This is a genomic window from Providencia sp. PROV267, assembly GCF_028477825.1.
Classification (GTDB): domain Bacteria; phylum Pseudomonadota; class Gammaproteobacteria; order Enterobacterales; family Enterobacteriaceae; genus Providencia; species Providencia stuartii.
Window position 1 is genome coordinate 23,882 of the sequence record NZ_JAMPLX010000014.1, and the last position, 21,058, is coordinate 44,939.

At 41.1% G+C, this 21,058-nt stretch carries 19 protein-coding genes; 18 read left to right on the plus strand and 1 reads right to left on the minus strand.

The features are described from left to right. The first annotated feature begins 1 nt into the window (after nucleotide 1). The 16 genes from sctN to uhpT all read left to right on the plus strand — a co-directional run bounded on the left by sctN (nucleotide 2) and on the right by uhpT (nucleotide 17,538). A complete protein-coding gene (gene sctN / locus PR709_RS10535) occupies nucleotides 2-1,294 on the plus strand; it encodes a type III secretion system ATPase SctN (protein WP_036942361.1) in 1,293 nt (430 codons plus the stop codon). Continuing rightward, nucleotides 1,294-1,749 (plus strand): hypothetical protein, encoded by a 456-nt coding sequence (locus PR709_RS10540; RefSeq protein ID WP_004926241.1) that lies wholly within the window; start codon nucleotides 1,294-1,296, stop codon nucleotides 1,747-1,749. Before sctN ends, PR709_RS10540 begins: the two co-directional genes overlap by 1 nt. Further along, nucleotides 1,721-3,169 carry a SpaN/EivJ family type III secretion system needle length determinant gene (locus PR709_RS10545; RefSeq protein ID WP_004926243.1) on the plus strand — a complete coding sequence of 483 codons (1,449 nt, stop codon included), beginning with the start codon at nucleotides 1,721-1,723 and terminating at the stop codon, nucleotides 3,167-3,169. The genes PR709_RS10540 and PR709_RS10545 overlap by 29 nt, the downstream gene beginning before the upstream one ends. Nucleotides 3,170-3,171: 2 nt before the next feature. Beyond that, complete coding sequence (locus PR709_RS10550) at nucleotides 3,172-4,098, plus strand: FliM/FliN family flagellar motor switch protein (protein WP_004926246.1); 927 nt, start codon at nucleotides 3,172-3,174, stop codon at nucleotides 4,096-4,098. A 1-nt stretch (nucleotide 4,099) separates the two neighbouring features. Next, nucleotides 4,100-4,765: an EscR/YscR/HrcR family type III secretion system export apparatus protein gene (locus PR709_RS10555; RefSeq protein WP_036942351.1), complete on the plus strand. Its 666-nt coding sequence runs from the start codon at nucleotides 4,100-4,102 to the stop codon at nucleotides 4,763-4,765. A gap of 14 nt (nucleotides 4,766-4,779) precedes the next feature. Continuing rightward, nucleotides 4,780-5,052 carry a type III secretion system export apparatus subunit SctS gene (gene sctS, locus PR709_RS10560; RefSeq protein WP_004926250.1) on the plus strand — a complete coding sequence of 91 codons (273 nt, stop codon included), beginning with the start codon at nucleotides 4,780-4,782 and terminating at the stop codon, nucleotides 5,050-5,052. Continuing rightward, nucleotides 5,049-5,852, plus strand: coding sequence for a type III secretion system export apparatus subunit SctT (gene sctT / locus PR709_RS10565; RefSeq protein ID WP_036942348.1), 804 nt, complete (start codon nucleotides 5,049-5,051; stop codon nucleotides 5,850-5,852). The genes sctS and sctT overlap by 4 nt, the downstream gene beginning before the upstream one ends. 12 nt (nucleotides 5,853-5,864) lie before the next feature. Next, a complete protein-coding gene (locus PR709_RS10570; RefSeq protein ID WP_004926255.1) occupies nucleotides 5,865-6,968 on the plus strand; it encodes an EscU/YscU/HrcU family type III secretion system export apparatus switch protein in 1,104 nt (367 codons plus the stop codon). A gap of 114 nt (nucleotides 6,969-7,082) precedes the next feature. Then, nucleotides 7,083-7,595 carry a type III secretion system translocator chaperone SicA gene (gene sicA / locus PR709_RS10575; RefSeq protein WP_004926257.1) on the plus strand — a complete coding sequence of 171 codons (513 nt, stop codon included), beginning with the start codon at nucleotides 7,083-7,085 and terminating at the stop codon, nucleotides 7,593-7,595. Nucleotides 7,596-7,605: 10 nt separating this feature from the next. Further along, complete coding sequence (gene sctE / locus PR709_RS10580; RefSeq protein ID WP_004926260.1) at nucleotides 7,606-9,852, plus strand: type III secretion system translocon subunit SctE; 2,247 nt, start codon at nucleotides 7,606-7,608, stop codon at nucleotides 9,850-9,852. Between the two features lie 21 nt (nucleotides 9,853-9,873). Next, nucleotides 9,874-11,181: a hypothetical protein gene (locus tag PR709_RS10585; RefSeq protein WP_148493700.1), complete on the plus strand. Its 1,308-nt coding sequence runs from the start codon at nucleotides 9,874-9,876 to the stop codon at nucleotides 11,179-11,181. Nucleotides 11,182-11,184: 3 nt separating this feature from the next. Further along, nucleotides 11,185-12,219 carry a hypothetical protein gene (locus PR709_RS10590; RefSeq protein WP_040132648.1) on the plus strand — a complete coding sequence of 345 codons (1,035 nt, stop codon included), beginning with the start codon at nucleotides 11,185-11,187 and terminating at the stop codon, nucleotides 12,217-12,219. 104 nt (nucleotides 12,220-12,323) lie between these two features. Next, a complete protein-coding gene (locus PR709_RS10595) occupies nucleotides 12,324-14,459 on the plus strand; it encodes a hypothetical protein (protein WP_042117315.1) in 2,136 nt (711 codons plus the stop codon). Further along, nucleotides 14,456-14,710, plus strand: coding sequence for an acyl carrier protein (locus PR709_RS10600; protein WP_004926263.1), 255 nt, complete (start codon nucleotides 14,456-14,458; stop codon nucleotides 14,708-14,710). The genes PR709_RS10595 and PR709_RS10600 overlap by 4 nt, the downstream gene beginning before the upstream one ends. Before the next feature lie 609 nt (nucleotides 14,711-15,319). Then, nucleotides 15,320-16,108: an inositol monophosphatase family protein gene (locus tag PR709_RS10605; RefSeq protein ID WP_080728250.1), complete on the plus strand. Its 789-nt coding sequence runs from the start codon at nucleotides 15,320-15,322 to the stop codon at nucleotides 16,106-16,108. Between the two features lie 29 nt (nucleotides 16,109-16,137). After that, complete coding sequence (gene uhpT, locus PR709_RS10610; RefSeq protein ID WP_004926266.1) at nucleotides 16,138-17,538, plus strand: hexose-6-phosphate:phosphate antiporter; 1,401 nt, start codon at nucleotides 16,138-16,140, stop codon at nucleotides 17,536-17,538. Nucleotides 17,539-17,578: 40 nt separating this feature from the next. Here uhpT and PR709_RS10615 read toward each other — a convergent pair whose 3' ends face one another. Continuing rightward, nucleotides 17,579-18,295, minus strand: a complete 717-nt coding sequence (locus tag PR709_RS10615; RefSeq protein WP_004926269.1) for a FadR/GntR family transcriptional regulator — start codon at nucleotides 18,293-18,295, stop codon at nucleotides 17,579-17,581. 216 nt (nucleotides 18,296-18,511) lie between these two features. Here PR709_RS10615 and PR709_RS10620 point away from each other — a divergent pair, with 216 nt between their 5' ends. Continuing rightward, nucleotides 18,512-19,822, plus strand: a complete 1,311-nt coding sequence (locus tag PR709_RS10620) for an MFS transporter (RefSeq protein ID WP_004926270.1) — start codon at nucleotides 18,512-18,514, stop codon at nucleotides 19,820-19,822. A gap of 43 nt (nucleotides 19,823-19,865) precedes the next feature. Beyond that, entirely contained in the window at nucleotides 19,866-21,056 is a 1,191-nt protein-coding gene (uxuA, locus tag PR709_RS10625; RefSeq protein WP_004926272.1) for a mannonate dehydratase, read from the plus strand. Nucleotides 21,057-21,058 lie beyond the last annotated feature (2 nt).

Below are 21,058 nucleotides of genomic sequence, written 5' to 3' on the forward strand. Positions count from 1 at the left end.
CATGAAGCTTTTTGATTCTTGCGCGCACCCTGCGCGCATTCATGGCTGTTTAATGGAAGCCCCTTTGCAGGGAGTTTTTATTGGTGAGATCTGTGTTGTTGAACGCTCGATAACGTCAAAAGAGCGCATAGCAAAAGCACAAGTCGTGGGGTTTAAAGAGGGCTTAACTGTGCTCAGCTTAATTGGTCGAGCACAAGGGTTAACGCGTGATGTGGTGATCCGCCCAACGGGCCTACCTTTCGTGTTTGAAATGCATGAGCAGCTTGCCGGTAAAATTTTTGATGCGGCGGGTGAGCAGGTTGGTGTGCTCGGTCATACTGCCGAAACAGCGTTCTGCCCTGACTCAAGACTAATGCGTATTGATAGTCCACCCGCGAGCGTGACATCTCGGCGTCCGATTGATGAACCACTTATCACCGGTATCCGTGCGATAGATGGCTTATTAACCTGTGGTCTTGGGCAGCGTATTGGTATTTTCGCTGCGGCAGGAAGCGGCAAAACTTCATTAATGAATATGATTATTAACCACGCGAAGGCGGATATCCATGTTGTTGCTTTAATCGGTGAGCGTGGCCGAGAGGTCATTGAATTTATTGAGGAGTTACAAGCCTCTCCTCATGCAGCCCAAACGGTGCTTATTTATGCCACTTCCGATAGCCCACCGATAGAGCGGTGTAATGCGGCGTTGCTTGCTACGACAATCGCGGAATATTTCCGTGACCGTAATCGACATGTCTTGTTATTTGTTGATTCAATGACACGTTACGCCAGAGCATTACGTGATGTTGCTTTGGCGGCGGGGGAACTTCCAGCAAGACGAGGCTACCCAGCGTCGGTGTTTGAGCAACTGCCTATGTTGCTTGAGCGCCCAGGTCGTATGCAGCAAGGCTCAATTACCGCCTTTTATACCGTATTGCTAGAAAGTGAAGAAGAGTCAGACCCTATTGGTGATGAAATTCGCTCGATTCTTGATGGGCATATTTATCTTAGCCATAAGTTGGCGGGAAAGGGGCATTACCCAGCGATTGATATTTTGCACAGCATTAGTCGTGTATTCCAAAAAGTCACGACGGATACACATCGCCAAGCCGCAACAAAAGTGCGTGATCGTCTATCTAGGCTAGAACAAATTCAGCTGTATTTGGAGCTTGGCGAATACCAACGTGGGGAAAGTGAAGACAACGACAATGCTTTGGATAAAAAAGAAGATATTGAACAGTTCTTGCAACAAAAGATGGATGAAGCTGAGCATTTCGAAACTGTATTAAACCGCCTCGACTATTTGGCTTCCTGATGATTAAAAGTCTTCTTACGTTAACGGAAAGACGCCTTGATCGCGCTAAACAGGAACAATGGCAAGTGCAGTCAGCAATCCGTGCGCTACAACAACAATTAACGGATATTCAATCGCGTATTGCGATATTGACGACACAAATCGCGTTATATGAGCAATCCGCCGAACTGAGCAAAATGGCTTTTTGGGAGAGCCAAAGGCTGAAAGCCGCTTTGCTCGCGGAAATTGCTCATCTTCAATACCAAACGGAGTCAATTAATACGGAAATGACTCGGTATGAGCAATCACGAAAAAATATTGTTGTGCGTATGTTTGCGTTACGTAACAAGTGCGAGAAATTCCAAAATTATCTCAAGCAGCAACACCGTGCTCGGCGTTTAAAATCGGAACGTCAGCAACAAAATGAAATTGAGGAGTTGTCCGCCTATGGCAACAGTAAAACTGGCGTTGAATGAACTGAGTACTAGGGTAGCGGAAAACCATGCTGCCTTCCCATTAGCAAAAGGTAAACAACCCGATAGCAAGTCGCTAATTAAACAGCGTATGGCGGAGGTCGCTTCGAAGAAAGCACAAACGTCGCCACCACAAAAACGACGCAAGAAAGAAATGGAAGACAGCTTAGCGCTATTATTGGCGCAGTTACCTGTGCACCTACGCCATACTGAAACGGCGGAAAAAATGATGGCATTTTGCCAATTGGGTATCAATGCAACGGCGGGTGTGAAAGCCGCCCAATCACACCGTGAATTACCTGTGATAGAAGCATCGCTGTCACATAGGGCGCTACCGATGACAGAAATATCGTCGGACAGTGAGGGTGATTCGACCGATAAAGCGCTTATTGATGCGCCATTAGTTCCTAATCATGTTGCGATTGGGCAAGGTGTTATCGGGAAAACTCACTGGCAACAAGAGAGCAATCGGTTATCAAATACTGCTGAAACGGTCTCTGTAGAAACCAATGCAAATTTATCTATCTCTGCAAATACAAATAAAAATGTGGTGAGACATCAAGCGTCAATAACAGCTTTAGCGCCTCAGCCAAAAAAATGGCAAGGAGCAGAGCACAATAAGCACGCATTGCCGCCATCAACGCAGATTAAACATCGTGAAGTAGAGCAAAATGATTTGCATATTCACCATGAAACCCATCATGAAATGCCAATACCGCTAGGCGTAAAAACAACGTCAGTTACTCGAGAGGCGATGTCTGTATCCCCCCTCTCTTTCCAAGCGCCAGCGCTATCTCTGCCTACGCATGAAAGCCGGATTTTGCCTCAATCCGAAATAACCGCACGACCAATGTCACCGTCACCATCTGTGGCTTCTATTTCAGTGGCAGATCAGGGGCAGTACAGTACGCCCTCCTCATTGCCGCTTGTTCAGCCAACGCAATCACAAAAAATAGATGAAGGCGATACAGTGCCTGAGATTAGCCAGCCATATCCGCAATTGGAAATCGATGACTCCCCTGATTGGGTGATACCACCATTAGCCACTACGACTTGCAATGAAAAGGGGCAAATAGCTCCGATGGTGCAATCTCGTCAACCCACAAATAAAGCAAATTCCACCCTAGATATGGGCACAGAAGCGATGGCGGCAGCGACAGAGAATAAAGTGACACAAATTGAAGGAAGCCGCCTCACTTATACCTTTAATCAATGGCAGAACAGCCCTTCGGTGACATTTGAGTTAGCCACTAGAGGCAGTGAACTATTGGCTACCACCACTAGCCCGGAAGTTCATCGTGCGTTACATGAAAATCAGCACCTTTTACGCAGCGATCATCCGTTATCAATTCGTGATGAAGAGTCGCGTCATGAGCGACAACGCCAACAAAGGCAACAACAGTCTGAGCAAGAAGATCATTAATCATGTTGAATATTCGCCGTATTAGCCAGCGAGCACTCCAAGTACGCGCTTGGCAGCAATGTTACCAACCTGATTTGGAAACCGTCTCCCCCAGACAGGGGGAGCGCTATTTCCAACTGACGTTAATCAGTCACACGGAAAAAGTACCAGCACTGGTCAATGTGGAACGTTGGTGTCACCACCATTGGCCCGCTTTCACGCATTATGCTTGGAATAGCATTGATGAGGATAACTTAATCAGTCTATTTACGACTGAAAATCGTGGAATGCGCTTTTTCTCCGAGCATTTCCGTTGTGGTTCACTCGAAATTATTGATGATAGCCCTGCAAAGCCTTGGTTGTGTGTGCAAGAGCCGGCTTTGGGCCAGGTGTTGTTACCTTCACCAATAGAAGGGCTAGCAAAACAATCAAAACAACAATTTGCGTTGCATAAGCTTAAGTTACAAGCGGATTGGGTATTGGGCTATAGCTATATTAGCGCAAAACTTCTGCAATCTATCCAGTTGCATGATGTGTTTTGTATTCAGCAATTACTGCTGAATATGTCAATCGCAGGGCGCCCTTTTGCCCGTTTTCAAAAACAACAAGAAGGTCAATTTATGATTGAAGAGACGATCGCTCCTATTGCCGATGAGAGTGCGTTATTACAAGAAGAAACCTTTTCAGATGAGGTTGTGAAACCATTCGATGTGAATGCGATGACAATCAAATTAACGTTTGTACTTGGTCAGACTGAAATTACGCTGAATGAGTTAGCCGATATTCAGCCGGGAGCCGTATATTCGATTGGTGAAAATAAAGAGCGTGAAGTCAAAGTGTATGCCAATAAGCAGCTCATTGCTGAGGGAGAGCTGATTTATATCGGTGAGAGTGACGAGTTAGGCTTAGAAATTACTCGTCTTGCTCATCTGGGTGATAAAAGGCCATAACATGTCCATTGTATCCAACGAAATACCCATGTTGGCACTGGTTTCACTGGCCACATTACTGCCGTTTATTATTGCGGCAGGCACCTGTTATTTAAAAATATCGATCGTATTAATCATGGTACGTAATGCCATGGGGGTTCAACAGGTTCCCTCAACCATGGCTTTAAATGGCATCGCGATGTTGTTATCCCTTTTTGTCATGATGCCAGTGGTACAAGACATTAGCCATTATATGCGTGAAGAGAAGGTGGATTTTGGCAATGTGGAATCGGTCGATAATTTTGTTGATGGCGGCTTAGGGCGCTATAAGGCCTATTTACAAAAATATTCTGATCCTGAACTGGTGCAATTTTTCGAATCAGTACAACAGCAGCGAAATGAAGAGCCAATGGATGCCGAAGCGCATTCAGCCACACTATTTTCACTATTACCTGCCTATGCACTAAGTGAAGTTAAGTCAGCATTCGAAATTGGTTTTTATATCTATTTACCCTTTGTTGTGATTGATCTGGTGATATCTAGCATTCTGTTAGCTCTCGGTATGATGATGATGAGCCCAGTCACTATTTCGGTGCCAGTTAAATTGATCCTGTTTGTCGCTATTGATGGATGGTCACTGATTTCGAAAGGGTTAGTGATGCAATATCTTGAATTGGCACAGCAATAACAAGGATACGATGAATGGATGAGATTATTTATAGCAGCAATAAAGCAATGTTATTGATTGTTATGTTATCCGCTATCCCTGTTATTGTGGCGACAGTGGTTGGGTTGCTGGTGGGATTAATCCAAACGGTTACGCAATTACAGGAGCAGACGCTTCCTTTTGGGATTAAATTGCTGGCGGTGTTTGGCTCGTTATTTATGATTTCAGGCTGGCTGGCAGATAAAGTGATGAATTATGCGTTAGAAGTGTTAACGACAGCCATTCCAGCAATAGGGCTTTTGGGATGAATCAAGAGATACTGTCTTTTTATTCGTCCATGTATTTTACCTTTCAGGAAGGGTTAATCACATTAGCTATCGCTTGGGTACGTATTGCTCCAACACTCTTCTTTTTACCTTTTTTGAGTAACAAGTTACTCAGTAGCGGTATGATTAAAAACTGTGTGACTGTCTATATTGTATTAGGACTCTGGCCACTACTATCGACTCATAATCTTCAAGAAGAGCGTGTTGGTTTTATGGAAATAGTGCTGTATGAATTAGCGGTAGGGTTAATCACGGCACTTATTTTAGCTTTACCGTTTATGATAGCGAATATTATCGGTGAGCTGATTGATACTCAGCGTGGTGAAACAATTAGCAGTATTGTGGATCCTGCCAGTGGCAGTGAAGCGTCCGAACTTGCGGTCTTTATTAGTTATATCGTGTGTATGGTCTTTTTATCGCAAGGTGGCATGCTATTATTAGTTAAAACATTTGCACAAAGTTATCAGCTATTACCGTTTGCGGCAGGTTTTTCCCAATTTAATAGTTTGCCATTAGGGGAATGGATGAACCAAATGGTGGTAAAAGCGATTATATTGGCGGCACCTATTCTCATTACCCTATTTATTAGTGAAGCTGCATTGGGGTTATATTCACGTTTTTGCCCACAGTTAAATGCGTTTTCTTTATCTTTAACCATTAAGTCAATTATCGCATTTGCTGTTTTTTTGCTCTATTTTCAGAATGAAGTGCCTGATATCTTGGTTAATATGATTTCAACCTCTCCATTACATGACATCTTTATATTATCGGACCCAGCATAGAGCACATATAAAATGGCAGAGAAAACCGAAAAACCTACCGAGAAAAAAATTAAAGATTCTGCTAAAAAAGGGCAAAGCTTTAAAAGTAAAGACAGTGTTGCGGCATTAGTGTTAGTCGTTAGCGTTTATGTAATCACAGGAACAACCAGTTTATTTGAAATAGCTGGATTGATGAAACGTATTTTGTTATCACCTTATAATATTAATATCAATATATTATTAAGGGAGTTTATTGGTGCTTTTCTAAAAATAGCTATTCCTGTACTACTCGCCTGTTTTATTTCAGGAGCGATACTTTCTTTATTACAAAGTCGTTTCCGCTTAGCAACAGAAGCCATTAAAATTGATTTTTCAAAGCTCAATCCAATTTCAGGGATTAAGAAAATATTTTCACTGAATTCTCTTAAGGAATTAATTAAAGCATTTCTTTATCTGATCGTATTTTCTATCTCGGCCATGGTATTTTTTATTCTTTGGCGGCATGACATTTTCTTGCTGTATCGTAGCACGATAAATGGAGTGATTTATCAATGGGTGGGGCTGTGCGCTACCTTTGTTGTCGTTTTTTTAGCCGTTGCGTTATTTATCATCTTAGTGGATGTGGTCACAGAATTCTTCTTGTTTATTAAGGGATTAAAAATGGAAAAACAGGAAGTGAAAAAAGAGTATAAAGATAATGAAGGGGATCCTCACTTAAAAAGCGCTCGTAAAGGGCTGCATCAGGAAATATTGTCGGAAGAGGTGAAATCCAATGTGCGTAACTCGACTTTTGTGATGGCAAACCCGACGCATATTGCAATGTTAATTTATTATAATAATGATATTGCGCCATTACCTTTTTTATTATTTAAAAGCCATGGATTACAGGCAAAAATGATTGTTCGATATGCCGAGCAACAAGGCGTTCCTGTTGTCCGTGATATTCCATTAGCTAGAAAAATATGGCGCTATTATCGAAAAGATAGTTTTATTGATGAGCATGGTTTGCAGGATGTAATGCGGATCATTAATTGGTTAATTCGCATTGAATTAGAAAAGATGGGAATAGATCTCGATGAAGAATCAATGAAACTAATAAATGAGAGAAAAATCATTCAGGAAGATAAAGACAGTTAAATTAACCATTTGTCGATAATATCGTTTTTTATAAGAAAATTCAGTTTTGAATAATTATGATGCAATTATTAATGATATTGCGTCATATATCCTACATTTTTATAAGGTGAATATATGAGTAACAAAGAAAAACAGTCTATAGATATGGATGAATTGCTTAATGATGTTACGTCGGCATTAATGTCTGGGGCAACTTATAAAGATATTCATGGTATTTCACAAGAGATGATGGATGGCATCTATGCCTACGCTTATGAGTTTTATCAACAAGGAAAATTAAAAGAAGCAGAAACCTTTTTTCGCTTTTTGAGTATTTATGATTTTTATAATACCGACTATGTGATGGGACTTGCCGCTGTTTACCAATTAACTAAACGTTATGAAAAGGCCGCTGAACTTTATGCATTAGCTTTTGTATTGGCTAAGGATGACTATCGTCCTTTATTTCATGCTGGCCAATGTAATTTGATGCTTAAAAAAAGCAGTGCAGCACTGCACTGTTTCGAAAGTGTTTGTAATAGCAGTACCGATAGTGAGTTAAAAGCCAAATCTCAGGCTTACCTTAATGCATTGAAAAAGAATCTTGAAAAGACTGATTCAGTGCAGAAAGACTCTTCAATAAAGTAGAGGAAACAATATGGCAGCAATCACCAATATAACATCTGATAGGATAGGCCTAGTCAAAGCCTTTCAGCAAGGTGTTAATCCATTAGAAATGGGGGATAACATCGCCAAAGCGATGTTAAGTATGGAGACCGCATGCGAAGAATTAACATCAAATGAACAAGTGAAACGCAGTAAATTAGAAAGCCAGCCGCAACTGCAAGAGCCGAAAAAAGGCGTGAATGCAAGAGTGTCAATGATGGAGGCTTTCTCATCGATACGTAAGATATTAGGTGAAAATAATATCAATGAATTGCGTAATCAACTGCATCAGTTAAATATTGAATCCGATGCGCTGAGGCAACATGGTGATGCGTTATTAGATTCATTTGCTAAAAATACAGAAAAACTACAGCAAGCTGAAAAAGATGTGAATGCTATTCGCGTTGACCATACTAATACCAAAAATGAGTTAGAGGAGCTAACGAAAACACAGACCCAGCAGCAGAATCGACTGAATGAAAATAAGCAGGCGTTAGCCAGTAAAACGAACGCACTCGATTTTGCTAAAGCGAGTTTAAGTGGGATACCAAAACCCCCTAAAACAGCCGATGACAAGCAAGATGCGCAAAAACTGACTCAGTTAATTGAACAGCTAACAACGGAAGTGAATGAGCTTAAACAGCAGGGGGGGCAATTAACGGCTCAGCTTGCACAAAGTAATACCCAACTTGCTGATTTAGAATTAAAACTATCTACGATTGAAAGCAATCTTAAGACAGCGTATTCGACAATAGCAGAACTCACTGTGGCTGCTAATAGTGATCGCGACGTTTTAAATAAATTTATCCAAAATGCACCGCGCCCTGTCGAAGTCGACGGCGAAAAATGGGAAAACACGCTTGCTCTATTGACCATGTTAACCGCATCGCTGAAAAAAGCGATGAATGAAGACTCTATCCGCAATATGAAAGAGCAAGAAGAGGTGATGGCTAAGATCAGCGAAGCCTCTCGTAAAGATTCAGAGAAAAAAGCCAAAGAAGCCGAAGAGGCTCAGCGTAAAGCAGATGCTGCCAATAAAGCCGCATCGTGCGCCAGTAAGATTTTTAGCTACGTCATGTTAGCGGTTTCTGTTATTGCGACAGTCGCAACATTCGGCGCGGCTGCACCATTAACCCTAGCGGTTGCCGCAATCGGTATCGCCATTTCTGTCACTGATATCGTGTTGGAAGAGACGGGTAATGCAAGTTTAATGCAGATGTTAGCGACGGAAATTTCAAATGTTGTCACGGATATGTTGATATCGTTTGGGATGTCTGCCGAAGAGGCGAAAAAGATTGGTAGCATTGTTGGCATGGTTGTCGCAGCCGTTGCTTTTCTGGCGCTCTCTTTGGTTTCTATGTCCTCTTTTGTGAAAAATATCGCCAATACCGTAAAAACGGTCGTCAAAATTGCGGCCAATACGCTGAAAACTGTCGTGAAAAGCACATTAAAGGCGATGGCAAATACGATCGTCAATCTCGTTAAAAACCTGCTCAGTAAAATTAAAACGTTAGGCAAAGCCGCGGATGACATGGTGGTATTAACGAAATTTACTAAATTAGCCGATGCGGCGGAAGAGTTACAAAGTACCGTTAAAACAGCCAATCAGGTCGTGAAGAAGGCTCGTGATATTAAAAATATCGCAAAAGCCGTTGATAGGACGCATGAGCAGGCTGATAGCATCAAAGATACTGCAAAAGCGGTCGACAAGTTACATGAACAGGCAGACAGCGCTAAGCATGCAGTGAAAACGGTTAATCAGGTCAATGAACAAGCAGACGGTATTAAGGATGCCGTGAAAACCGTTGATAAGGTGCATCAGCAAGCAGATAGCATCCAAGATACGGTGAAAGTGGTCGATAAAGTCGCTGATCAGGTTGATGATGTTGCTGATATCGTTGATACAGGGAAAAAACTGGGCAAACAGAGCCTATTAGCGTCACGTGTCGAAGTTGGTGCGAAAGGGGCTGGCGTTGCAATGTCAGTGACAAGTGCGGTGACTGTTGGAGCATTACGCTTAGAAGGAGCTGCGCAACTACGAGAGCTTAAGACGTTATTCGCCAAAATGATGATGAATGATGAAATCATTAAAGTCCTCGATGAGTTGCTTGAGTCTCTGATTAAGATGCTGTCAAAACAATATGAGGTGTTTAATAACCTATTTACTGACACGCTGACCTCATTGAAACAATCAAATGAGCGTAAAGCCAATTCAATCAATCTCTCTAATTATGCCTAATTTTCATTAAGGAACTCTATTATGACGACTATTTCCTCACCAATGCCGTTTTCTATTCCAACCCAAAAGTTAGGCAATCTTGAGGGGCTGACTACTTTAACCGGTAGCGAAACTCAAACGATGTCAACGCAAGCACCAGGACAGCAAGTGTCCATCAAAGATGCTGTCGATATTACTGTGCCACGAACGCAAGATAAGCCGTTATTAAAGCTCCCTGAGCAAACGACGGTTAGTCCATCACTCCTGTTTGAAGTGAAAAACATGAACAAGGTCGAGCTTGAAGAGACCTCGAAAGTCATAGGTGGATTTTCATCGGCTTATGCAAACCTTCAGGAGCATATTGCCGTCACAGCAATCAAAGTTGAAAAAGCCGTCAGAGAAGTGATAACGGAAGAAAATAGCAAGTTGGAAAAAATGTTCCCAACAATCGCTAATTTGGACGAAAGCGAGATCAAGCAATTATCTCAAGGGGTTAATTTAATGCTGGCAGCCTCGGCAATTAAAGATGTGCAAGTGGCTCAAGCAAATAGTGAGGATGTAAAACCTGGTATTCAGTCACTTGACGCAATAAAAGAGAGCCAATTTATCGGCATTATGAGTAGCGATATTTTAATGGAGCTACGTAACCTACTGAGCCAGATTAAATCGATTATTAATACCGCTGATCGCCAACTACAAGCGGATTTTTTAAAGCTAAAAACGCAAATGGTGCAAAGTGCAGCAGATACAACGATTCAAGAGGGTAAAAAAGCATTTGAAGGAGCACTGATGGGATTTGCGGTTTCTCTGGGTGTAACACTTGCGGGGGCGGCATTACAAACTAAGCAATTAGTGAAACAAACCAAAGCTATTAATGTTCACGGTGTCGAAAGGCATAAATTATCTACTCAAGCACAATCAGAGATTGAAAGCAGTCGCCCATATATGAAAAAAACGGGAAATAAAGCGCTTGAACAACAAAATGAGTTACATGTTACTAACGTTCAAGATAAGGTTAAAGGATTGCAGTTAAAAGCGGAGCGGGAGCAACTGCAACTCGATCGAATTACCAACCAGACCCAAAAGAAATCGAGCATTATTGAAACAATGACTCGTTTATCCGATAACGCAGGTCAATTGGTAACTTCTGCGCTTAATATAGAGGTGAAAGCACTAGAAGCCCAAAAAATGGTGCTACAAGATATTGGTGATACTGCACGTGCTATAGCAAGTGATAAAGAAAAACAGATTGATACTGTTCTGGATTTGATGAAAAAAGTCTTTGATATTTTAAAAGAAATTATTGAGGGGCAAATCCGTACATTCCAAGCTGTTGCAACCAGAGGTTAGAGTATGAACGGAGTTAATATTGTTATCCAACCATCAGCTCTTGCTTCGATGACACCATCATCAGCGACAATAACTCATGATGATAGCGTGGTATCTCCACTGAATTTACAGGGGACATTTGTCCCCGATTTAGAACTCCCTATAGAGGAACGAGCTGAAAAAATCCTGCAGCAATATGGTGTTGACTACCCTGAAAAAAAGAATTACCTGATTTCTAATAATATGCAAGACCATGAGCAAATCTTGGCACTAACGAGACTTGCACAATTTGAATTTAAAGATTCAATGGATAAAACCAGTAATCTTATTGCCTCAATGTCGGCGGAAATTACAAAAACTGAGGATGGCCGATCGCACATTAAAAGTATCAAGGGGTTAATTGATAATATTAACACTAACTACCAAAAAAGCTTTGGTGAAATAACTAAAGAGGCGACGAAATATATGGAAACGCTTAATAAAGCATTAGGCTTATTGAGTACTTATATTTCAGCAGGAAAAGATGGTAAGATACACTTTAATAGGTCAGAGTTTGACAATCAATTTATGATAGCTCTAAAGGGTTATGTTATACCGAAAACCGGTACGGCATGGGATGCTTGGAGAGAGCCAGTTATTGATGATGATAGAATAAGCGATTTTATTAATGATATCGCTTCTATATCTTTTAAAGAGGGGGTGACAAGATCTACTATAGAGGGGGTGGCAAGTTTTTTTAAGAAAAAATTAGAAGGGCAAGGTTTTATTGTGAAAGAAACAGATGGAAAAATTAAAATTTACCCTGATTTTAATGTTGTCAAGGAAATAAAAAAAATAGTTGATGGTGTTAAATTAAATGAGGATGGTGACCTAATTTCCCAAGCGTTCCAAAGTATGCAAACGGCGATTGATAGTAAAAAAAATTCAGTGAATAATAGTGTATCCCGTTTATTAGAAGCTTTCCGTCAAGATAATAGCCATTTTGAAACTTTAACTCAATTATTAATTCAGTTATTAAAAGACCTATTTCAATATAATGCAGGTTTTGCTAATACATAACTGTTTAAAGACAATGTATCTTAATAGAGTGGGGTTTAAATACCCTGCTCTATTCTATTGTATCGAAATGGCTAATTATATTTATATAATTAAAAGGAGTTTCTATGCCAACAATCTCTCCCTCTACAACTATGCGAAGCACCGTTGAGCATAGGAGTAATATTCAGGCTAATGAATCCACTCATACATTGTTAAATGTTATGAATGGAGCTTTAAATATCGGTGATAGTAGCCCTATACAAATGGGAAAAAGAATCAATTTTTTTGCAAGTAGTAAAGTTCTACATCGTGAGCTTGATAGTGCTAAAGCAAATAACTTATTTACATTATTAAAAAACTCATCAGACAATTTAGTAGCAAAATATCATCTGACACCTGATATGATTGTAAATGTTCTAAGAGAAGACAAGAATAATATCAATGCAGTGTTAACTTCCTTTTCATTATTAAGCAAAGATGAAATTCCTTCTTCCGTATTAAATAGTCTTGCCAAAAATATTGCGGTGATGTCTAAGTCCTCAGCGGAAGTATCAAGTAAAACTTTAAGTAGCGAATTATTCAATTTATTACCTAAATTTGAAAGCAAACTGCAAACACGGTTTTTATCGGAATATGTTACGCCTGCGATTAAAGCTAAATTAAATGAAACTTATACTGATAGTCAATTGAAGCAGATGGCAGGTCTTGACTCTGCTCAACAGATTGATGATACAACACTGGTTAATCATTTTTTAAATCCAACGTTAGTACAGGAAAAACTAACAGGATTTGAGCGTGGGGTTAAGTCGAGCCAAGAGTTAAAATCTTGGAGTAATAAGAATTATAGATTGAATCAATGTTTTCAAAATTTAGAGGAACACATTGAAATTATTCTTGTAAATAAGTTGAGTGTACCGAGTGCAGATCATGCTCCTGTACAGATGAAACCAAAAGCAACAAGACAAGAACAGCCAACTTTATTGACCAATCCACAACAGTCAGATGATGTGGATGGTGTGCCATATCAAACCAGTAGCCAAACGTCAGCGCCGATTATCAATAATTATTATATAACTAATAATTATGCTTGCCCTCACTGTATTTGTAAGGTGTCCGATACACCGAGTCGTTATGGTAGTGTGGCAACGACGGTAAATATTGACAGCGCGGCCTCTTTTCAGGCGGCGCCGAGTAAGACGATAGCGCAAAAAACCGCGACACCAACGGCGGAAACCCCAACAACCTACCGAACTGAATTGCATGTTCAGCTCAGCGGTGACGGGAAAATTGTAAAACAGGATAGCCCGACACCGCCAAATAACGCCACTCAAGTTGATGATAGCGCCTCTCACCAGCCAGCGTTAAAAGATAAATCGAGTGGTGAAACATCAGAGAGCACTGAGCCACAAACAGGGGTCAATGAGGCGATTCTGCTGCAATCCAATCAAGAAAAAGAGGCTCCTGAACTTCCTCCTCGCCATCAAATGGGGGGGTATACACGCACAATGGATGGTAAATGGTTACCAAATACACAACAAACTGCCCCATTTGTGATCACCAGCGGGGGATTTAACCAAAGCACAAACCCTGTAGGCAGGTTGCAGTATAGCGCGAGTGATTCCAAGGTTGAGAGTGCAAAACCGACCGATCAACAGCTCATTGCAGCACAACGACAAAGAGCAGTAGATGGAATCGACTCTCAGTCGTTAGAAGAGCAAGTGACTCAACAGACAGATCATCTGTTTGATGCTCAGATACAACCGAATAGCCATTCACATTTAGTGGATGCGGCAAAGCAAGTGGCAACTGAATTAAGCAATATGCTGGATGTGGCAAATCGCTCTGCCATGGTGCTGAAAGACACGTCATTAGCGGCTGAACAAGCTACGCGCCAGTTAGATACACAACAATCACTAGATGATAAAGAGAAACCGGCTGTTCAATCGAAAGCAAGTTTTCCGTTGAGCAGCCATGCAAGTGGGATTTATCACGCTAAGGTGGCACAGGTTGTGGAAGAGCAGCCAACGGCAACAGTCGTTATTGAAAAAGAGAGTGCCGAACCAGTTGGAGCACTGCCTATTCATGATACTGAAACCACGGAGAAAAAAGCAGGTAGCGATGTGACGAAGAAAAAATATCGTTGGCAGGTGAATACGGATAATCGGGTATATACGACGTCAGGTGGGCAGGCTAGAGATTTGTCACAGAAAAAACGTTATATCGGCGATGATCAGCGATTTAAATTAGGAAATGGGTCATGAGTACAGATAATTTAATTCATCAAACATGGCTGACGGAGCAAATAAAAGCGATCCGTGCCTATTCGGGGATCCATAAACCCATTACGATGGATTCGACCTTAATTTTAGATTTACATATTGATTCATTGGAAATGCTTGAGCTAATCACCGCCATTGAAGATTACACTGGCCAACGATTAAACGATAATATCTGGGTAAAATGGCATCGATTACAGGATATTGTTGATTACCTTTCTCAAACGAAGACCTGAAATTATTTTTACATAATGACCTGATAACAAGGATGTTCAGGTCATATCCGTGGTAATCGTACTTGTTCTATATACAACATCTTTAACAGTAATTCTGTTTACTGCTTAATGTTAAATTCACATAATATTAGACCATCTGTTTATTCTATTAATACAAACGTCTTTGTGTTTATATTGAAAAATAGCCATCGACGAGTATTTTCTCAAAACAACATATCACAAAATAAATCTGATTTAGCCAGTTAAAGATAATCTCATGGCAAATCCAAAAACCAGTGGTACTTAGGTGAGCCATTAACAAAAGGCTCGTTAGCGTTATCGCTTAAAATCGGTATTGAGTCATCATAAAAAGATTTGTTTTTGGGTTAATTATGAAAAATTTGTTTTAAAAAAACAAAAAATAGAAAACGAAAAATAATGGGGTTAATTTGATAATTTTATTTATGTTCTTTTTACAACAATAAGTTATTAACAATAAGTTATTAACAATAAAATATATTTTATAAAATAAAAATTACATTAAATCATCATCTCATGAAATCGATCACAGAATGTACGATTCGTTAAATATATATTTCGAAACATTAATTTCATTATCTGGAGATGGGGATGAATGCGATTTCAGCGAGATATACGTTTATTCAACAAGTCGTTATTGAAGCCGGCAAATTAGCCGTATCTTACTATCATGACCGAAACCAATTAAATATTGAAAAGAAAAAAGAGGATGGGCAGGATTTAGTCACTATTGCGGATAAAAATACGGAACAATTTATTCGTGAGAAAATTCATCAGCAATACCCCCTCGATGCTCTATTTGGTGAAGAAGGGGGTTATACACAAGGCGCATCGCAATATACTTGGGTTGTTGATCCTATTGATGGCACAAGTGCATTTATTTTTGGATTGCCTTCTTGGTGTATTGCGATAGCCCTCTTGGATGAACAACAAAATACACAAATTGCGGTTGTGTATGATCCCGTACAGGAGGAGTTGTTTCATGCAATGGCGGGTCATGGCGCCTATTTAAACCAATCACCTATCCAAGTTAATGCTGTTCAATCCCTGAATGAAGGTTTATTTGGCGTTGGTATTTCAACGCGTCTATCGCCTGAATACATTATTCCTTTTCTCGATAAATTGCTCCACGCAAAAGGAATGTTTATACGCAATGGCTCTGCCGCATTAATGTTGGCTTATGTGGCGGCTGGGAAATTAATTGGTTATTACGAACCTCATTTAAATTCATGGGATTGCCTTGCGGGCTTATTGTTAATTCAAGAAGCTGGCGGTGTCATGAATAACTATAAAGAAAAGGACGATTTCTTGTTAAAAGGGAATTATGTGTTGGCATCTAGCCCTGGGGTATATCAGCAACTCGCCTCATTTAGAGATTAAAATAATAAAATTAGTAAAAGGTCAATAATATGAGTTCTAAATTTTCGTTTTTTGATATTAAAAGGCTACCGGCAGGAAAAATACCCCTCTCTGTACAACGTGATTTATGGTTAAGAAAGTTTATGGAGCCATTCATCGTGATGTGTTTGGCTTATACAGGGATCTATTTTCTTCGCTATAATTTCAAAGCAGCAACCCCATTTATTATTGAACAAACCAGTTTTACATTAAGTGATTTAGGCACAGTTGGCTTTGGGTTCTCTATTACATACAGTCTAGGCCGTGTATTACTCTCGTATTATATTGACGGTAAAAATACCAAGAAAATACTCAGTTTCTTATTAATGCTCTCGTGTGCCTCTTCATTTGCTATCGGGATGTTTTTACTTTCGTCAGGGCATTCTCTCGGGATCTTTATTTTCTTATGGGCGCTAACGGGTTTATTTCAAGCGCCGGGCGGCCCTTGCTCTAATTCAACCATAAACCGTTGGACGCCAAGAAAAAATCGAGGCCGTTTTATCTCTTGGTGGAATGCGTCACATAATATCGGGGCAATTTTAGCAGGGCCGATTGCATTATTTGGTATGGAATATGCCTTTAATGGCAATGTGGCAGGAATGTTTATTTTCCCAATTCTTTTTGCTGGGGTTATTGCTACATTTGGGATGTTTTTCGGTAAAGATGATCCGTCTGAGTTAGGGTGGAATACGCCAGAAGAGATTTTTGATGAACCAATCTCCAAAGATGATACCGCCGCGGAGAGTATGTCAAAATCTGAAATTTTTGTGAAATATGTGCTGAAAAATCCGGCGGTTTGGTTTTTATGTTTTGCCAACCTTTGTGTTTATACCATCCGTATTGGTGTTGATAACTGGAGTGTGGCATATGTCAAAATGGCGCTTGATTGGGATGATATTTCCGCGATAGGTACGATTACGGCATTAGAATTAGGCGGATTTCTAGGATCACTCACTTGGGGTTATGTGTCCGATAAAATGGGCGGTCGCCGCGCATTACTCGGTATGTTATGTATGATTTCAGTGATTTTCCCATTAATCGCTTATCAAAATATGTCCAGCGTATGGGGCATTTATATTGCATTGTTCTTTGAAGGATTCTTTATTTTTGGCCCTGTGATCTTAATCGGCATCTCTATCATTGGCTTTGCACCAAAATGTGCAACCGCGGTAGTGAACTCCATTCCAGGCTTCTTTGGTTATCTGTTTGGCGATGGAATGGCAAAAGTGTTAGTGTCTCGTATCGCTGATCCAACAGGGAAAGGTATCTCAGTGGGGGGCTTCACGTTTCATGGTTGGTCAGATACTTTCTATCTGTTATTTGCCGCAACCGCTGTAGGTATTGTGATGCTAGCGGTAGTCGCCTTCTATGAGGAGCGTAAAATTCGCCGTGACCGTAGTATCGGCCATTAAGTGATGTGTTTTCTACCCCATATACCTATGGGGTAGAGCATCATTCAATATTGAAGAAGCACTCATAGACATGTTGTAAATGGTTATGCATGCATTTGGCGGCTTCTTTAGGGTTTCTATCCAAAATTGCATTCACAATTAATTGATGGTCTTCATTCATGGTTTTGGGTAAATCAATATCCGCATAGTGTGACTCCATGCGAATAAAGCGTGTTGATTGTCGCATATCCCATAAGTGTTCCATCATGCTGTGTAATACTTCGTTGCCTGTCATTTCACTGATTAACAAATGGAAGCGTTTATCCTCGCGCAAAAAGTTTTCATCATTATCTTTTTGTTTGATGAGATCTTTCATAATCTCTTGTAATTCAGCACATTGTTCATCAGTTGCATTGCGGGCAGCAAGTTCTGCAATCATGGTTTCGAAAGATTGCCTCGCCTTCAATAAATCGCGTAAGCTAAATTCTGTTTCATCTTTTTCTGTTGCTGTACTGACCGCCTCTTTTTTGGGCTCAAACTGCGGTAACGGATTTGCCACATAGACCCCATTACCAACCCGAATTTCAATCCAACCTGTCATTTCCAGTGCAATAAAAGCTTCTCGGATGGATGATCGGCTGACTTCCATCTGTTTTGCCAGTTCTCGTTCAGAAGGCAACGGCTCTCCTGCGTTGAAATCGCCACGTTTTATACACTCAATAATAAGGTTTGAGATCTGGCGGTATAATCGTTCAACTTTCAGTGGGGCTAATGCCATGTTAATTCCTCGGTATGCTCATCCATATCGGCACATATCATACGCTTTAATCCTGATTGACTGCTAATCTGAATCACAAAAAAACAGATCTGTGAGCCATATCAAGTTAATTTTTTCTCAATTCAATAACTATAATGCCGGCCTGACCACCTGACAATCAAGCCATCGGTCATTCAGGTTACATGACAACTATAATTACTTTTTGAGGATGTAACTATGCAGAGTTCAGCATCTGACATAACACCCGATAATATTGCAAAAACCGCCAGGATTAAGAAAATTCAACGGATCTCGTTACTGCTGCTGTTTCTAGCTGGGATCATTAACTTTCTTGACCGAGGCTCTCTTTCGGTCGCTAACGAAGCTATCCGAGCTGATTTAGGGCTTTCAGCAACTCAATTTGGTGTTTTGTTATCCGCTTTTTCATTATCTTACGGTATCTCACAGCTTCCTTCTGGTTTACTACTCGATAGGTTTGGCCCACGTATTGTGTTAGGAGCAGGATTAATTTTCTGGTCAACGATGCAAGGTATGGCAGGGTTGATCCAAAACTTCTGGCAATTTATTGCGCTGCGTATCGGCCTTGGGGTCGGCGAAGCTCCCTTTATGCCAAGTGGCGTTAAAGTGGTGAATGATTGGTTTAATGCCAAAGAGCGCGGCATTCCCATGGGGATATTCAACTCCTCGACCACAATTGGGCAGGCGTTTGCGCCACCTATCCTTGTGGCTCTCATGTTAGCGTTTGGCTGGCGAATGATGTTTATCATCATTGGTGTGGCTGGAATTTTAATCGGGGTGTGTTGGTATGCTTACTACCGTAACCGTGAATCATTAAAGCTCTCTGAAGAGGATTTGAAATATCTCAACTCAGGTCGTGAGGAGCAGCCAAAACAGAAAGTGACATTGAAAGAGTGGGGTGCTCTGTTTAAGAAACGTACAGTTTGGGGCATGATTTTGGGCTTCAGTGGCGTGAACTATACCGGCTGGTTATACCTTGCATGGTTACCAGGCTATTTACAGGCCGAACGTGGGTTGAGCTTGGCCAATACGGGGTGGGTCGCCGCTATTCCATTTTTATTCGGTTCGCTAGGGATGCTGGTCAATGGCATGGTGGCAGACCGACTGGCGAAAAAAGGTTATTCATTGATGAATAGCCGGAAAATCCTTATCTGCTTAGGGCTGATTTGCTCAGCGGCTTGCACTTTATTGGTCGTGCAATCGACATCTACCGCGATGGCAGTCGCTTTTATCAGCTTGGCGCTATTCTTTGTGCATTTTGCGGGCACTTCTTGCTGGGGACTCGTGCAAGTGGTGACACCAAGCAAAATGGTCGCTTCCGTAAGCAGTATTCAGAACTTTGGTAGCTTTGTTTTCGCATCATTCGCACCGATTGTTACAGGTTGGGTATTAGATACAACCGGTTCATTTAACTGGGCGCTCATTGTTTGCTCAATGGTGACCTTCGCGGGTGCATTAGCTTACTTCTTCATCGTTAAAACTCCGATTGAAGAAACCGTTACACAGTAATTTTTAGGGCACTTGTCTGTGCCCACATATTGAGGTGAGTAATATGGAACAAACATGGCGCTGGTATGGTCCTAACGACCCTGTTTCTTTGAGTGATATTCGCCAAGCAGGGGCGACAGGGGTGGTAACGGCTTTGCACCACATCCCAAATGGGCAAGTATGGACTATCGAAGAGATAGAAAAACGCAAGGCGGAAATCGAAGCTAAAGGCCTTGTCTGGTCAGTGGTAGAAAGTATTCCTGTTCATGAAGAGATCAAAACACATCGTGGTGATTATGAACAGCATATCGCTAATTACCAGCAATCGATTCGTAACCTCGCTGCATGCGGTATTGATACGGTGTGTTACAACTTTATGCCCGTACTGGATTGGACACGAACTGATTTGGAATACGAATTACCTGATGGTTCGAAGGCATTACGTTTTGATCAGATAGCATTTGCCGCTTTCGAACTGTATTTGTTACAGCGCGAGGGGGCTGAGCAAGATTACACGGCTGAAGAGCTTATTCAAGCCAAAGCTTATTATGAAGCAATGAGCCAAGCCGATAAGGATAAATTGGTTGGTAATATTATTGCGGGCCTGCCGGGAGCAGAAGAAGGCTATACCCTTGAACAATTCAAAGCACATTTACAAACTTATGCAGGCATTGATAAGGCTAAGTTGCGTGAGAATATGGCCTATTTTTTACGAGCCATTATCCCCGTAGCAGAAGAGGTTGGCGTGAAAATGGCCGTTCATCCTGACGATCCACCGCGGCCTATTTTAGGTTTACCGCGGATTGTTTCAACGATTGAAGATATGCAATGGCTAAAAGAGACGGTGGATAGCCTTCACAACGGTTTCACTATGTGTACAGGCTCTTACGGCGTGAGAAGCGATAATGATTTAGTCAAAATGATTGAGCAATTTGGTGATCGTATTCATTTTACACACTTGCGCTCGACGTGCCGTGAAGATAATCCAAAAACGTTCCATGAAGCAGCGCATTTAGGGGGCGATGTGGATATGTTTGCCGTGGTTAAAGCAATTTTGGCGGAAGAAGATCGTCGCCAAAAAGTCGGTAATATGCGGCGCATACCAATGCGTCCTGATCATGGGCATCAAATGTTGGATGATCTGCAAAAGAAAACAAATCCAGGTTATTCTGCGATTGGGCGTTTAAAAGGATTAGCGGAAGTTCGTGGTGTTGAATTGGCGATTAAACGAGTCTTTTTCCCTGATTTAAAATAATT

Coding starts and splice junctions, on each gene's coding strand:
- sctN (WP_036942361.1), top strand. CDS start 2: ATGAAGCTTTTTGATTCTTGCGCGCACCCTGCGCGCATTCATGGCTGT.
- PR709_RS10540 (WP_004926241.1), top strand. CDS start 1,294: ATGATTAAAAGTCTTCTTACGTTAACGGAAAGACGCCTTGATCGCGCT.
- PR709_RS10545 (WP_004926243.1), top strand. CDS start 1,721: ATGGCAACAGTAAAACTGGCGTTGAATGAACTGAGTACTAGGGTAGCG.
- PR709_RS10550 (WP_004926246.1), top strand. CDS start 3,172: ATGTTGAATATTCGCCGTATTAGCCAGCGAGCACTCCAAGTACGCGCT.
- PR709_RS10555 (WP_036942351.1), top strand. CDS start 4,100: ATGTCCATTGTATCCAACGAAATACCCATGTTGGCACTGGTTTCACTG.
- sctS (WP_004926250.1), top strand. CDS start 4,780: ATGGATGAGATTATTTATAGCAGCAATAAAGCAATGTTATTGATTGTT.
- sctT (WP_036942348.1), top strand. CDS start 5,049: ATGAATCAAGAGATACTGTCTTTTTATTCGTCCATGTATTTTACCTTT.
- PR709_RS10570 (WP_004926255.1), top strand. CDS start 5,865: ATGGCAGAGAAAACCGAAAAACCTACCGAGAAAAAAATTAAAGATTCT.
- sicA (WP_004926257.1), top strand. CDS start 7,083: ATGAGTAACAAAGAAAAACAGTCTATAGATATGGATGAATTGCTTAAT.
- sctE (WP_004926260.1), top strand. CDS start 7,606: ATGGCAGCAATCACCAATATAACATCTGATAGGATAGGCCTAGTCAAA.
- PR709_RS10585 (WP_148493700.1), top strand. CDS start 9,874: ATGACGACTATTTCCTCACCAATGCCGTTTTCTATTCCAACCCAAAAG.
- PR709_RS10590 (WP_040132648.1), top strand. CDS start 11,185: ATGAACGGAGTTAATATTGTTATCCAACCATCAGCTCTTGCTTCGATG.
- PR709_RS10595 (WP_042117315.1), top strand. CDS start 12,324: ATGCCAACAATCTCTCCCTCTACAACTATGCGAAGCACCGTTGAGCAT.
- PR709_RS10600 (WP_004926263.1), top strand. CDS start 14,456: ATGAGTACAGATAATTTAATTCATCAAACATGGCTGACGGAGCAAATA.
- PR709_RS10605 (WP_080728250.1), top strand. CDS start 15,320: ATGAATGCGATTTCAGCGAGATATACGTTTATTCAACAAGTCGTTATT.
- uhpT (WP_004926266.1), top strand. CDS start 16,138: ATGAGTTCTAAATTTTCGTTTTTTGATATTAAAAGGCTACCGGCAGGA.
- PR709_RS10615 (WP_004926269.1), bottom strand. CDS start 18,295: ATGGCATTAGCCCCACTGAAAGTTGAACGATTATACCGCCAGATCTCA.
- PR709_RS10620 (WP_004926270.1), top strand. CDS start 18,512: ATGCAGAGTTCAGCATCTGACATAACACCCGATAATATTGCAAAAACC.
- uxuA (WP_004926272.1), top strand. CDS start 19,866: ATGGAACAAACATGGCGCTGGTATGGTCCTAACGACCCTGTTTCTTTG.